We start from the raw sequence: 14,320 nt of genomic DNA, 5'->3' as shown, positions 1-14,320 counted from the left end.
CATGTGAGAGTAGCACACTGCCAGGCTCTTAATTTGCTCGATAGATGAGCACAAGATATTAAGCCCGACTCGAAAGAGCCGGGCTTTTTTTGTTTTGATTTTTAATCATAGCAAAAACGAATTACACATATTTACCTGTTTTTCAACTTTGTAACTCACAACCTTGAGTTAAAAGCATTGGTAATCTACACCACAATCGCCTGACAAAATCATTCTGTTAGAGCAATAAAAAAGGCGATAGTGAAACTTACCTATCGCCTTTTAATTTTATGATGCTGTTAATGGAATTAGTGGGCTTCATCCCAGTTATCACCGACACCGGCTTCAACTAATAAAGGAACATCTAACTTTGCTGCATCTTGCATGATTTGTTGGATTTTAGTTTGAGCTTCATCAACAAAACTTTCTTTCACTTCAAAAACTAATTCATCATGTACTTGCATTATCATTATAATGTCTGAGCTGTTAAGTTCTTTAATCCATTTATCCACTTTGATCATTGCATATTTGATGATATCAGCTGCGGTTCCTTGCATTGGAGCATTAATCGCTGCACGTTGTGCGGCTTTGCGTATTGCGCCATTACGGGCTTTGATATCTGGTAGTTGTAAGCGACGGCCAAAAATCGTTTCTACATAACCATGTTCTTCTGCAAACTCACGAGTTGTTTCCATATATTCAAGCACACCCGGATAACGCTCAAAATATAGATCCATGTATTTTTGGGCTTCTCCTCTTGGGATCGACAGTTGGCGCGATAAGCCAAAGGCAGACATACCATAAATCAGCCCAAAGTTAATTGCCTTGGCGTTTCTGCGTTGTTCTGAACTTACTTCTTCTAATGGTGTATCAAATACTTCACTGGCTGTTGCTCTGTGTATATCTTGACCTTCAGAAAATGCGGTTAATAAACCTTTATCTGCGGATAAATGTGCCATGATTCTAAGCTCAATTTGAGAATAATCTGCGGCCATGATTTTGTAGCCTTCTCTGGCTACAAATGCTTTGCGAACCTTTCGACCTTCTTCATTACGAATTGGAATATTCTGTAAGTTAGGATCTGTTGATGACAAACGCCCAGTCGCGGTGACAGCTTGGTGATATGAAGTATGCACCCGGCCTGTTTTATTGGCGACCATTAAAGGTAATTTGTCAGTATAAGTTGATTTTAACTTGGCTAATCCGCGATATTCCATTAACAACTTAGGTAGAGGGAAATCTAAAGCTAATTCTTGTAAAACTTCTTCCGCGGTTGAAGGTGCGCCTTTTGGGGTCTTCTTAATAATAGGATGGTTTAACTTTTCAAATAAAATCGCTTGTAATTGTTTGGTTGAGCTTAAATTAAACTCTTCACCTGCAATATCATAAGCTTCTTTTTCTAGCTCATCTAACCTGAGTAAGATATCTTGACTTTGTTTTGAGAGTTGATGAATATCAATTAATACCCCATTTTGTTCTATTTGGCTTAAAACAGGGATAAGTGGCAATTCAATTTCTTGATAAACGGTTTTTAGTTTTTCATCTTTAGAAAGTTCATTCCACAGCTTATTATGTAACTGTAGTGTTATATCTGCATCTTCTGCGGCATAAGGTGCAGCTTGCTCAAGGCTAATTTGATTAAACGTTAATTGTTTAGCCCCTTTACCAGCTATTTCTTCAAAGCTAATATTTTTATGACCTAAATATTTAAGCGCTAAACTATCCATGTCATGGCGTGTCCCCACACTGTTATAAACATAAGACTCGATCATTGAGTCATGGGCAATCCCTTGTAAGTTTATATTGTAGTTAGCTAAAACATGCTTATCGTACTTTAAATTTTGACCAACAATAGCCTTGTCAGGGTCTTCCAATAAAGGTTTTAATTGAGCTAACACCCAATTTCTTTCTAGTTGCTCTGGCGCATCATCATAGTCATGGGCAACAGGTACATAAGCTGCTTCACCCGGTTTTATACAAAAAGATACACCGACAATTTCAGCTTGCATATAGTTAAGTGAGGTTGTTTCAGTATCAAATGCAATTAATTCAGCACTCTGTAATTTTGCCAGCCACAGATTAAATTCTGTTTTATCCAGAATACAACTGTAATTCCCCTCAACTTTTTCTGCGATTTCTTCCACTTCGCTGTCAGCCTGAGTCGATTGCTCCTGACCTATAACTTCTGACAACCAGCGCTTAAATTCCATTTCTTTATAAAGCTCAATTAACTGGGCTTGATCTGGTGTATCAATATTTAATTGATCAAAAGTAATTTCAAGTTCAACATCCGTTTTAATCGTTGCCAATTCATAAGATAACCTGGCTTCTTTTTCGTTATCGATTAATTTGGTAGGCATGCTTTTTGAACCACGGAAAGATAACTCCGAGACTTTTTCTGGATTCTCGTACAATTTATCCATTCCACCTATACCTTGCAGCATAGCTAATGCGGTTTTTTCACCAACGCCAGGTAAACCGGGAATATTATCGACTTTGTCACCCATTAAAGCTAAATAATCGATAATTAACTCAGGTCCAATCCCAAATTTATTTTTAACGCCTTCTTCATCTAATACGGTATCTGTCATCGTATTGATTAAAGTGACATGCGGGTTTACTAACTGAGCCATATCCTTATCGCCAGTGCTTATCAAAACATGGCGTTTTTGTTCGCTGGCTTGTTTAGCTAGTGTGCCAATAACATCGTCAGCTTCAACGCCTTCAATACTAATTAAAGGTAAACCTAAAGCTTTAATTATTTTATGCAGAGGTTCAATCTGAATCCGTAAATCATCCGGCATTGGTGGGCGGTTAGCTTTATATTCGGCATACATATCATTCCGAAATGTTTTACCTTTAGCGTCAAAAATAACGGCCATCTGAGTTGGCTTAAATTTATTAATTAAGCTACGTAGCATATTAACTACGCCATAAATGGCACCCGTAGGTTCACCTTTAGAGTTTGTTAAATGAGGTGGCGCATGAAAAGCGCGGAATAAATAAGAAGAACCATCAACTAAGATAAGTGGATTATCTGCAATTTTGCTCATAAGTAAAAAGACCGTTTTTTAGAATTTGTCAGAGTATAAAATAAAATTGTTTCGGGCACAGTGAATTCCACAAAACAAATTGTGTAATCTGTGGATAACTTTGTTGAAAAAGTTTAGAGCATGAGTGTTATAAGTATTTGGAATCTTTATTTTTGTTTTTATCTTTTTGATTTCTAATGTTATTTTTATATCCTTAAATTTTTATCTATATAAAACAAAGGTGTGGAAAGATTTTTGGATAAATTTCCTTTTTGTTTTTAATAGTACAGCTTTGTGCCGTTAGTGGTCGGTTAATCTACCCTTTAACAAATAGAAAATCCAGTAATCTTTTAACTCGTTTTTTACTTACTTAATAAATAAAAATTATAAGTCGTCATGACAATTAGTTACCCTTATTTTGTTCTGCATTTATTTTTTTAGGGAGTAATAAACTAATTCGAGTGTAGCGCTCATATTTACTTTTTATATCTAATTCGCCGCCTAGTTGTGCTTCGGTAATTTCTTTGGCCAGACTTAAGCCTATACCAGTGCATAATGGGTGAGGTTGTTGATTGAGCATTGCTTCAAGTAGCTCCGGTTCTATCCCTAATCCGTTATCCTCAACTCGAATATTAATCATATCTTTTTTCTTATTATAAGTGGCCTCAATCATGAGTACTTTATCATTTCTATTTTTAAAACCGTGCTCAAGACTATTATTAAGAAAAATTGTTAGTAGGTGTGTGAGCGAGCCAGGATAGCTCTGAATAATTAAATCTTGCGCTACTGTAATTACAAAGTTGATATTCTTATGCGCATTTTTATATGTATCAACCAGCTCTTGAATATGTGTCTGCAAGTGGATTTGCCGGAGAGGATCCTGTTCAAGCTCTAGTTTTATTTTTTCAAGGTTATATAAAGATTCACCTGCTTTTAACATGTTTTCAGCCGAACCACGGGCTAACAATACAGTATTTTCTAGATAGGAAAGGTATTGTGTTTTTGTCGCTTTTTTTTCTTTAATTAAATTCTTTAAATGTATGCCTTTTTCTTCTAATGAACTACAGGCTTTGATTACATTACTAATATAAGGTGGTATTGAATGAATTGCTTTTGGGGCGAGCTGGCTATAAACCGATAATTTAGCACTTCGCTTTAAGTTTTCCTGCGCAATGTTTTTTTGAGTCATTGATTCTATTAATTCTGCTTGTACCGCTTTTAAATCAAGCTTTACAAGGTGGCGTAACCAAGCTAAAAAAATTATGAAGCAAGCAATTAGCATACTGAGTACTATACCCGCACTTAATATTTTATTTGATTTATCAGAATTTATACCATTCTTAAATTTAGGTATTACTTGGGTACTTATTTGCCAGTTTGATGTATAAATAGGTGGCAGTGTCACAATATCAGGGTTCCCAATCACTTCATTGTATTGCCAACTAAATAAATTTTTTTGATTATGGTTTAAAAAAGATAAGTTAATTAACAAATTATCAGGAACTAACTCTTTATTGATTTGATAGTTGAGAGTACTTAGGTCTATGATACCAAATATAAAAAAACCTTGATTAGGTGCTTCTATATATTGGCCTATCAGTAAATTTTGCTCTGAAAATTCTCTAGGGTTGGTTAACTGATAAAGCAAGGTGTCAGGGGTTGCTTTTGCCAAACGAAATAAACTGAATAATTCTGATTTCAGTGTGTCATCACTTTGATAAGAGCGAGCTGTACCAAATGACCACTGATGACTTAGCCTATTATCAATAATTTGATAATAGCCGAGCGAAATTTCATCTGTAGCTGGATGATGGATTAAATAAGATTCAGCAAACTTATCTAGCCCTGCTTTGTTTAAATCAGGTTGAGAAACCACATATGACAAAAAATCCGGGAGGTATTCTATCTTGTTATTAAATAAGATAGTTAGTTTATTTGCAAAAGCTTGATTCGCTTCTGATGCAGAGTTTAACCATATAGTTTCTTCAAACTTTGCAAGTTGTTGTTTTGCTTTAAATGAAGCAAAACAACCAATTAAAAAGCAAATTAATATGATTACCCAGCTAGGCGTCTTTACTATTTTCATTCAGGCGTGCTCAGATAAAGTGACAAAGGTTGAGTAGTTGGTACTAAGCTTTGGTGGGGATTTAAGTATAAATTTAATTGGTTTGTTTTTTCTATAAACGCCATAGTACCATTTTGCAGTAAAAATGTTTCACTATTGCCTATAGTTACACTTCTTTGCTGAATTGCCGTTGCTAAATTTTGACGAATATTGAGTTGACTAAATACATTATCAAAATAATAAATATCACAACCAAATTCTAAATTGTAATCTGTTAAATCTTCAAGTTGATAAAAATGATGAAAATAAACTAAATTTTGTCCGCTTTTTATTACCTGTTTAAGTGCCAGACGGTGGGCTGCTGAATGCTCGTTTTGTGTTAAACTGCAAAAGTTAAGTGGTTTATTTACCCCCTTGGAACTACCCCAATCTATATGTTTTAAAGTTTGGAATAAAACCATAGACTTATGTGCAGCATTATCTTCAGCTTGTGAAGCCAAAGAGTAGATAAACAAAATAGGTAAAAGCAGTATTTGAAATGCTTGGGGCACGTTTGTCCTTATCATTTTTATGTTTCTAGGGGTAAAAGTTTCCCTAGTTTAGAATTCTCGCTAGATCGCTGCAATATAAATGTTAAAAAAATTAATCTTTAGGTAATTATGGAACATTTTGACAATATATATAATCGAGCTTGTGAACGTAAAGGTGACGAACAGGCTTTACGTTTTTTATTAACTTCAGCTTTGCCAGATTCGCAAATTGCAAAACTGGATGATAGCCGAATTTTATCTGCTTTTACTAAAAAGATCTTTCAATCTGGTTTTGTCTGGCGAGTAGTTGAAAATAAATGGGCTGAGTTTGAGCGCTTATTTTTTAATTTTGAAATAGATAAAGTATTGATGATGCCGGATGAGTTACTTGAAAAACGAGCACAAGACCCAGCCATTATTCGCAATGCCAAAAAAGTGATGACCATTCGAGCCAATGCTTTAATGATCCACGACATTCAAATTGAAAAACAGCAAAGTTTTGCTCAGTGGTTAGCGGAATATCCAAGCTCAGAAATTATTCAGCTCTGGCTTTACCTTAAAAAGCATGGTCAGCGTTTAGGCGGAAATACTGGCCCTTATGCATTAAGAGCGTTAGGCAAAGATACGTTTTTATTAACTCAGGATATTGAGGCTTATTTCAGAAGCCAAAAATTAATCGAAGGTGGATTAACCAGCTTGCGCAATCTCAACATTATTCAAAACTGTTTTAACCAGTGGCAGCAAGAATCCGGTTTAAGTTTACAAACGCTTAGCCAATTAATTGCTTATGGTGTCGGTGATAACTGGGTTGGCATGCAAGGTGAACCTGAATGATACCTGCACTAAGTATTCGCGCGGCTAAAACCGAGATTGATAACAATCTTAATCTGCAACAGTTAGCCCAATTATTTCAGTTTAAATTAACTGAAAATATTGAATATCCGCTACAACTGGTATGGGAAAATAATCAGCTTTGTTTATTTCAAACTGAGGTAAAAAACCAAGGTGGTATTTTAGTTGATTTATGTAGCTCTCAATCGGATTACCGCAGAAATCAAGCCAGCATTAAAAAAGAGGTGATTGCCAGAGCTGTTGGCATTAAACCTAATTACAGACCATCCGTATTAGATGCTACCGCTGGGTTAGGGCGCGATGGTTTTGTATTGGCGGCTTTAGGTTGTCAGGTAACTTGGCTTGAACGCAACTCTGCTGTAGCGGCTTTATTATATGACGGCTTAGCGCGAGCAAAGCAAGACTCTGAAATTGGCGGTTGGGTCGCACAAAGGTTAAAGTTGATTTACGGTTCAGCATTGGATGAGCAAAATATTTTAGCGTCTTTAGCAGCTGATAAACCAGATGTGGTTTATTTAGATCCTATGTATCCGCATAAAAAAAAATCTGCCGCAGTAAAAAAAGAAATGAAAGTATTTCAAAGTTTGGTGGGAGCAGATTTAGATTCGGATGGTCTGCTGGTAAGTGCAAAAAAAATAGCGTTAAAACGTATTGTTGTAAAACGGCCGGATTATGCTGAGCCATTAAACAATGAAAAACCCGATTTTACAGTCGATTCAAAAAAACATAGATTTGATATATATTTAGTTAATGTTTAATCAAACCAGCACTTACAAAGAGGAAACTTATAATGGGATTATTAGACGGATTAATGGGAAATGCCAGTCAGGTTGATTCTGCAAAAGTAGAAGATGAGTTGTCGCCTATTTTAGGCCGCGAAGAACAGGTTACTTATGCCTGTAAAGAAATCCGCGATATGTATGTTTTTACTAATAAAAGGCTGATCTTAATTGATAAACAAGGCATGACAGGGAAAAAAGTAGAATATCACTCCATCCCTTATAAAGCGATTTCGCATTTTTCGTTAGAAACCGCAGGCCATTTTGATTTGGAGTCAGAGCTTAAGATTTGGATTAGTGGTAGCTCTGATGCGATTAAACGTGATTTAAAAAATGGCGAAACGGTTGTGGGAATACAGCAAGCCTTAGCAAATTATGCATTAGGATAATTTTGCTTTGTTATCCAACTGCCCGGCTTGTGGTAAAATGCGGACAATAAAATAATACAGGAATTAATAAAATGCCTTCATTTGACATAGTCACTGAAACCGAACAAGAAGAAATCCGTAACGCAGCAGATAATTCGCAGCGTGAATTATCAACCCGTTTTGACTTTAAAGGGGTTGAAGCCGAGTTTGAATATAATAAAGATTCGATCAAATTAATTGCCGAAGCAGATTTTCAGTTAGATCAAATGGTTACCATGTTGCGTGGTCAATTAGCTAAACGCAATGTTGATCCAAGATCAATTAAACTAAGCGATACTGAGCATTCTGGCAAAACCTTTCGTAAAACCGCAACTTTTATTCAGGGAATTGATGCACCAACGGCTAAAAAAATCGTTAAGTTAATCAAAGACAGTAAATTAAAGGTGCAAGCTTCAATACAGGGTGAGCAAGTTCGGGTTACTGGTAAAAAGCGAGATGACTTACAAGCTGTAATGCAGTTAATTCGAGGCTCTGATTTGGAATTACCTTTCCAGTTTAATAACTTTAGAGATTAAACTGCTTCTACTTAACCTTAATTCTAAGTAAGATTTAAGAACAACTGATGGTGATAAGTTCTTCATCAGTTGTTAACTGACTGCTCCTCATCAATTTAATTCATACTTCACCCCATTACGAATGTTTCAGTTTTGACATTTTTTCGTCATGTAAGTGTCATTGTTCAGTATTAATCTAGCTGTCATATTTATGGTTAGATTAGTCTTTAAATTATGTCACCAAAACACTATTGGTTGGCGGTCTTTTCAATTATCAGTATTGTTTTTTGCGGTTTCTTATTGTTGATTAGGCCTGGCCAAGCCCAAATCGAGCTGGATCGCTACGATCAGGTTTCATGCATAATTGATGAAACTGCTGAGCTGCCAACATTTACATTTTTAACTGCGTCATCGTTAGATGTTGATAAAATTATTAATAGTTTATGTCATCATCCTGCAATACAAGCGTCATATAGCAAAGTAAAAGTGCTTTGGCCACCACGCGAAAGTTTAAGTGCAGAGCCATTATTAAATGGCGAATATCAGGTTGTTTGGAGCCGCGAACAAAATTTTGCTGGTGTGCTGCCCAATTATAAAAACTATTTTAAAACCTTAATCAAAGTGGATGGTTATAAAGTGTATTGGTATAGCCATCAGCCAAATCTTGAACTAACTCAAGCTTTTTTACAGGATAAAAAAATCGGTGTACTGGATTCAAAAGTCAGCCATTCTCACTATATTTTGCCGTTGAGTTCACTTAAACAAGCCAATATTAACTTAGCGACAGAGCAGATAGTACATTACCCAGATGGATTAAGTTTATATGCAGCTTTTCGTCACGGTGAGGTTGATATGATAAGCAGCGGCGCTTGGCTTGAGTCGTCACTTCAGCGACCTGTTCATAAATTATTGATTGATGATAATGCGGTTGCATTTAGTTTGTTTATTTCGCTGGATACACCCAAGCTAGCTCAGTGCGCAATGCTTGAGGCAATGAAACCTGTTTATAGTGTATTTGAGCGAGATCTTATCCACTTGAACCTACCGGATGATGTGAAAGAACTATGTTATTAACCAATAAAATAACGAAACATCTAATACTATTTACGGTATTAACGTTGGCTTTTTTTACTTTTGGATACTTTTATGCTCAATACCAAGTTGCTAGCAGTATTCAACATCAGTTATCTGAAAAACTAAATCAAAAAGTAGGGAGTGAAATACTTCAAGGCTTAAATAGCAAAGATGAAGAATCAGCACGTTTATTCAGGCAGATTAATGGCGATCTGCAAACGGTTTATTTCAGCAATAACCTTTTTTTAAGTCCGGTCACAGCATTTATCACTAATCAAACTCGGGATGGAATTAACCCCAATAAAATCATTTATGTCGATTTACCTAAAATAAAAACGCAACTGAAATTTTATTTAGAGTATCAAATTATTGGTTTAAATTTACTGATTGCGAGTAGTGTAATTGCAGGGCTTGCGGTGATTGCTATTTTTATGCTGCCGGTTCCGGTAAACCAACAAACTAAAACACTGCGCGATAAATTTTTAGCGTTTAAACTAACGCAACAGCAGGCAATTAATTGTGCTAAACAATACCAAACATTAAATGCAATGCAGCAACAAGTATTTGATTTCTTGGCTGAAAACCAAATCAATATTTTAAGTATTGCTGATTTACTGAGCTGGTGTGCAGACAAAAAAGAAATTAAAACATGGCACGCTCATCATTTTGCTTGGTTTTGCTGTGCTTTGAAAAAAAATCCTGATGATTTAAATCGCGCGTTTGCAATTGCCTGTAGTGAAAATTCAATTGAATTTGATGCCCAATCACAAGCGTTAAAAATCCATGGCTTAACCATCCAACTAGCTAAAACGCCATTTTTATATTATTTGTGGTATGCAAAACATAAATTGGATTCTGATGGCTGGATTTTAAATCCGGCAACCAATCAACCTAGCCAACCATTAGCTAACTCATTAATTGATTTAATGGAAACCTATAACGGTCATGCAAAAGCAGTTAATGACTTAAAGTCATTTGGTTTGAAAGCAAAAACAATTGACCAAAATCGTAATAAAATTAAACAGGAATTAACAGCCTATTTAGGCGATGAATTGGCTGAAAGTTATTTGTTTGAAAGTCGCCGAGATAGTAAAACTCAGCGTTATTGGTATCGATTAAATTGCCCAGAAAATATGATAAAAATACAAGAGTTAACTATTTAACTTTATGATTTTAAATGTAAATAAATTTAGAGATATCTAATTAATTTAATAGATATCTTTGTCACCAAAGTGTCACTCACTCCGCTCAAAATGCGCCCCAACAAGTTCAGATACACGCAATTTTTTATAACAAATTATAGATATTTTACGGAGTACAAATATGCACATTTATAAAAAAACGACACTGGCTGTATTGTTAGGTTTATCCGCAATCCCTTATACCAGTATTGCTGCTGAAACTAATAATTCAGAAGCTGAAGAAGCAGTCATGATGGAAGAAGTTATTGCCGTTGCATCGCCAATTCGTGATAGTCAAAAAGCGGCTATTGATGCTAAAAAATACTCAAATAACTTTGTTGATGTGGTAGCAGCAGATACAATTGGTCGTTTCCCTGATCAAAACTTAGCTGATTCACTAGGTCGTGTACCGGGTCTAGCGATTGAGCGTGACCAAGGGCAAGCGCGTTATATTAACTTCCGTGGCGCACCTTTCCGTTATACCAGTATTGCAATTGACGGTATTATTATTCCAGGTGCCGAGAATGGCCGTATTCCAAGATTTGATAGTTTTCCATCTGTTGTCACCAGCCGTATTGAAGCCAACAAAGCTGTAACCGCTAAAATGCCAGGTGAAAGTATTTCTGGTTATATCAATATTAATACTTTCAACCCATTTGATACTGCTGGTTTTTCTGTATCTGCTGATATAGGTAAAGGTGAACAGCAACTGGGTGGTGGCGATATTTCTAAATATGGCTTAAGAACTTCATGGTCAAATGATGAATGGGGCTTTACTTTATTTGGTTCAAGTAATAGTCGTGAACAAACCACAGATAACCGTGAATATGACTTAGAGATTGTAGATGATCAATTACAAGTTAACTCACTCGATTTTAGAAGTTATAAAGTTAAACGTGAAGACCAAGCTGTAGGCGGCCGAATTGAATATCGCCCGGGGTCTGCTGCAGATCGCTTTTTTATCAGCACATTAAAGACAAAATTTCAGGATCATGAGCAGCGTAACCAATACACAATTGATTTCGCAAGTGGCGCTGAAGCGATGCAAATGGAACAAGGTTTAGGTGAAACCGGCAGCCAAAGTTTAGTGATGATCAACCGAATGTTGCAGGATGGTACGTACGAAAACTCAACTTTTACAACAACCTTAGGTAGCGATTTACAATTAGGCGACTGGTTTGTTGAGGCTCGTATTAACCATACTAAAACCGAAAATGACATGCTATTGCCTATGCCAATGAGCAGAGCTGGTATGGCTAGCGCGAGTTATGATCTAACCAATATCTATGACCCTAAAGTATCACTCACGCAAATGGGCACAGACCAAGCTATAACAATTGGTGATGTAGATAACTATGCAGTTAACATGGCTTTGATTTATCAATCAAAATTAGATATTACGTCAGATCAAATCAAAATTGATGCTGAACGAAATATGAATTTATTTGGCTTATCTTCTTATGTAAACCTTGGTTTTAGTATGAATGATAAAGAAGCTGAGGGTTTTGGTGCAAGTGCTGGTTATGGTTCATTTCCAGAAAGTATCAACATTAAAGAATATTTAACTAATTCTGGTTGGGAAACTGATTTTACTAACTCAATTGGTGGTGCTTATTATAATAATGCACAGTTACGTAAAGACTGGGAAGCTGCATCTGGTGAATTATCCGTAACACCATCAGACGACCAAAAAATTGTGATTGAAGAAAAAATTACGACTGGTTATGCAATGTTAACCACCGAACAAACTTGGGGTAACTGGATTGTTGGCTTACGAGCTGAACAAACGGATTACACCAGCCAAGGCTCAGAAGCCAGCTTTAGCGATGATGTGATTCACTGGTTACCAAGCGCACATTTAAATATTAATCTGGAAGAAGACGTTAAATTAAGAATGTCTTTAACTTCTGCAATTAGTCGCCCTACTTACAATGAGTGGCGTGGTTCAGCAACTTATGATTTAACTAATACTCCGGTAACAGTTCAAGGTGGTAACCCAGCTTTAGAAGCAGAAGAAGCTTGGGGCGGTGATATAGCTTTAGAATGGTATGCTGGTGATGCTAGCTTATTCTCTGCCGGCGCATTTACTCGCAGTATCGATAATGTGATTTATGCTGATTCATCTTTTGTTGATGGTGGTAACTACTTACCGGGTGCAGAGGGCGAACAGTGGGAATACACAGGTTATGTTAATGGTGACAATGGTAAATTAAGTGGTATTGAATTAAACGCTATTGTGCAACTTTCTGACTTTGCTACCGGTTGGTTTGATGGTTTTGGTTTTAGTGCCAATGCAACTTTCCTCGATAGCGAATTTGAAACATTAACGGGCAATAAGTTCTCATTGCCGGGTACCTCAGATTCAATTTTTAATGCTTCTGCATTTTATGAAAATGATTCATTATCTATTCGTTTGAATTACCAACACCGTGACGCTTGGTTATCAACAACCGAAAATGACTCTATGGGCGAATATTGGGATGCTCAAAAACGTGTAGACTTATCAGCAAGTTACGATTTACCTCTACATTGGTTTGATGGCCGAGTTTCTTTATACGCAAATATTAATAACTTAACCGATGAAACGGATGTGCGATACGTAGGTACTTTACGTACACCAAATCAAGCAGAAAGATACGGCAAACGTTATTTAGTTGGCGTACGCGTAAATTACTAAGGTTAAGGAATAAAAAGTGAAATTAAAATATACAGTTATGGTTTTAGGTACGGCATTATCTTTAGGCACATTATCAGCTTGTTCAACTACTGAAGTCGCGCAAGCAGAGCAAGTTCAAAAAAGTCAGCCGTCAGAGTTTACCCGCGTATTAGCATTAAAAGGTGGTCGTAACTTCCGCGATTTAGGGGGTTATCAAACTACAGATGGTCACACCGTAAAATGGGGTAAAATTTATCGCTCAGGTGCTTTACATCAATTAACAGATGCGGACTATCAAAAGCTGAAAGGTTTAGAGATTGCGACAATTGTTGATTTTAGAGCAACACACGAAAGACAAAAAGAAGTGACTAATTGGCAGGCTGGTCCGGTCAATCAAATGGCATGGGACTACAACTTAGATGTAGATACCAAAGCATTTGCTGAGTTATTTAAAAAAGGCGAAGTCACAGCGCAAGATATGGAAAATGTAATGGCGAATATGTATCCGGGCATACTGGATTCACAAAAGCCGCATTATCAAGCGATGTTTGCACAGTTAGTTAAATCAGATGAACCTTTATTGTTTCACTGTACCGCAGGTAAAGACAGAACCGGTATTGCTGCTGCGTTAATCTTAACTGCTTTAGGGGTAGACAGAGCAACTATCGAACAGGATTATGTATTAACTGAATCTGTTTTAAAGATGGATTTAATCCACGGTATGACAGAAGAACAGAAAAAAGATCCTATGTATGCCGCTTTTGCCCGCTTACCTAAACCAGCGTTAGAAGCATTATCTGGTGCGCGTCCTAGTTATATTCGCGCAGCATTTGCCAAAATGGAAAGTGAAGCTGGCTCAGTTGAAAATTACATTAAGCAAGAACTCAATGTAACAGATGCTCAAATTGCCCAGCTAAGAGCGAATTTTTTGGAATAATTAACCCTGATTCAGGTTTAATGTAACCAAAAAAGTGCAAGTAATAAAAAGCAGCAAGTGAAAATTTGCTGCTTTTTTTGTAATTGAAAACTCAACTTTAAATAACTATTTTAACTAGGGTCTGTTGATCTTTTGGGTACAATTTTGCAGCAGTTTTGTTTGGTATTTATCCAAGGCATAGCGATTGACGTGTAGTAAGCTACATAAATGAGCTATAAAGACTTTGTGCTCCTGCAAAGTCACCTTACCCCACATCCATGTGGGGCAACGCAGAAGAAATGCCAAACAAACGCTGCCCTTTGGGTTCGTCCTA

11 protein-coding genes are annotated in these 14,320 nt (G+C 36.5%); 8 read left to right on the top strand and 3 right to left on the bottom strand.

Annotation, left to right across the window (positions count from 1 at the left end):
* Window positions 1-287 precede the first annotated feature (287 nt).
* The 3 genes from polA to N7931_RS05730 all read right to left on the bottom strand — a co-directional run bounded on the left by polA (window position 288) and on the right by N7931_RS05730 (window position 5,627).
* Entirely contained in the window at window positions 288-3,032 is a 2,745-nt protein-coding gene (gene polA / locus N7931_RS05740; protein ID WP_262792577.1) for a DNA polymerase I, read from the bottom strand.
* 382 nt (window positions 3,033-3,414) lie between these two features.
* Entirely contained in the window at window positions 3,415-5,097 is a 1,683-nt protein-coding gene (locus tag N7931_RS05735; RefSeq protein ID WP_262792576.1) for a sensor histidine kinase, read from the bottom strand.
* Window positions 5,094-5,627 carry a YfiR/HmsC family protein gene (locus tag N7931_RS05730; RefSeq protein ID WP_262792574.1) on the bottom strand — a complete coding sequence of 178 codons (534 nt, stop codon included), beginning with the start codon at window positions 5,625-5,627 and terminating at the stop codon, window positions 5,094-5,096. The genes N7931_RS05735 and N7931_RS05730 overlap by 4 nt, the downstream gene beginning before the upstream one ends.
* 108 nt (window positions 5,628-5,735) lie before the next feature.
* Here N7931_RS05730 and N7931_RS05725 point away from each other — a divergent pair, with 108 nt between their 5' ends.
* From N7931_RS05725 to N7931_RS05690, 8 genes are all read left to right on the top strand, one after another.
* The gene (locus N7931_RS05725; protein ID WP_262792572.1) at window positions 5,736-6,440 is read left to right on the top strand and encodes a DNA-3-methyladenine glycosylase I; all 705 of its coding nucleotides are present in this window, start codon (window positions 5,736-5,738) and stop codon (window positions 6,438-6,440) included.
* A complete protein-coding gene (locus tag N7931_RS05720; RefSeq protein WP_262792571.1) occupies window positions 6,437-7,216 on the top strand; it encodes a class I SAM-dependent methyltransferase in 780 nt (259 codons plus the stop codon). The genes N7931_RS05725 and N7931_RS05720 overlap by 4 nt, the downstream gene beginning before the upstream one ends.
* Before the next feature lie 32 nt (window positions 7,217-7,248).
* Entirely contained in the window at window positions 7,249-7,626 is a 378-nt protein-coding gene (locus N7931_RS05715) for a PH domain-containing protein (RefSeq protein ID WP_262792569.1), read from the top strand.
* Between the two features lie 71 nt (window positions 7,627-7,697).
* Entirely contained in the window at window positions 7,698-8,180 is a 483-nt protein-coding gene (locus N7931_RS05710; RefSeq protein ID WP_262792568.1) for a YajQ family cyclic di-GMP-binding protein, read from the top strand.
* 279 nt (window positions 8,181-8,459) lie between these two features.
* Window positions 8,460-9,233, top strand: a complete 774-nt coding sequence (locus tag N7931_RS05705; RefSeq protein ID WP_262792567.1) for a hypothetical protein — start codon at window positions 8,460-8,462, stop codon at window positions 9,231-9,233.
* A gap of 44 nt (window positions 9,234-9,277) precedes the next feature.
* A complete protein-coding gene (locus N7931_RS05700) occupies window positions 9,278-10,396 on the top strand; it encodes a hypothetical protein (protein ID WP_262792565.1) in 1,119 nt (372 codons plus the stop codon).
* 160 nt (window positions 10,397-10,556) lie between these two features.
* Window positions 10,557-13,091, top strand: a complete 2,535-nt coding sequence (locus N7931_RS05695; RefSeq protein ID WP_262792563.1) for a TonB-dependent receptor — start codon at window positions 10,557-10,559, stop codon at window positions 13,089-13,091.
* A gap of 16 nt (window positions 13,092-13,107) precedes the next feature.
* Window positions 13,108-14,007 (top strand): tyrosine-protein phosphatase, encoded by a 900-nt coding sequence (locus N7931_RS05690; protein ID WP_262792561.1) that lies wholly within the window; start codon window positions 13,108-13,110, stop codon window positions 14,005-14,007.
* Window positions 14,008-14,320: the final 313 nt, after the last annotated feature.

The organism is Catenovulum sp. 2E275 (assembly GCF_025515275.1).
Classification (GTDB): Bacteria; Pseudomonadota; Gammaproteobacteria; order Enterobacterales; family Alteromonadaceae; genus Catenovulum.
This window is presented reverse-complemented; position numbering and strand designations above follow the sequence as displayed.

Coding starts and splice junctions, on each gene's coding strand:
- polA (WP_262792577.1), bottom strand. CDS start 3,032: ATGAGCAAAATTGCAGATAATCCACTTATCTTAGTTGATGGTTCTTCT.
- N7931_RS05735 (WP_262792576.1), bottom strand. CDS start 5,097: ATGAAAATAGTAAAGACGCCTAGCTGGGTAATCATATTAATTTGCTTT.
- N7931_RS05725 (WP_262792572.1), top strand. CDS start 5,736: ATGGAACATTTTGACAATATATATAATCGAGCTTGTGAACGTAAAGGT.
- N7931_RS05720 (WP_262792571.1), top strand. CDS start 6,437: ATGATACCTGCACTAAGTATTCGCGCGGCTAAAACCGAGATTGATAAC.
- N7931_RS05715 (WP_262792569.1), top strand. CDS start 7,249: ATGGGATTATTAGACGGATTAATGGGAAATGCCAGTCAGGTTGATTCT.
- N7931_RS05710 (WP_262792568.1), top strand. CDS start 7,698: ATGCCTTCATTTGACATAGTCACTGAAACCGAACAAGAAGAAATCCGT.
- N7931_RS05695 (WP_262792563.1), top strand. CDS start 10,557: ATGCACATTTATAAAAAAACGACACTGGCTGTATTGTTAGGTTTATCC.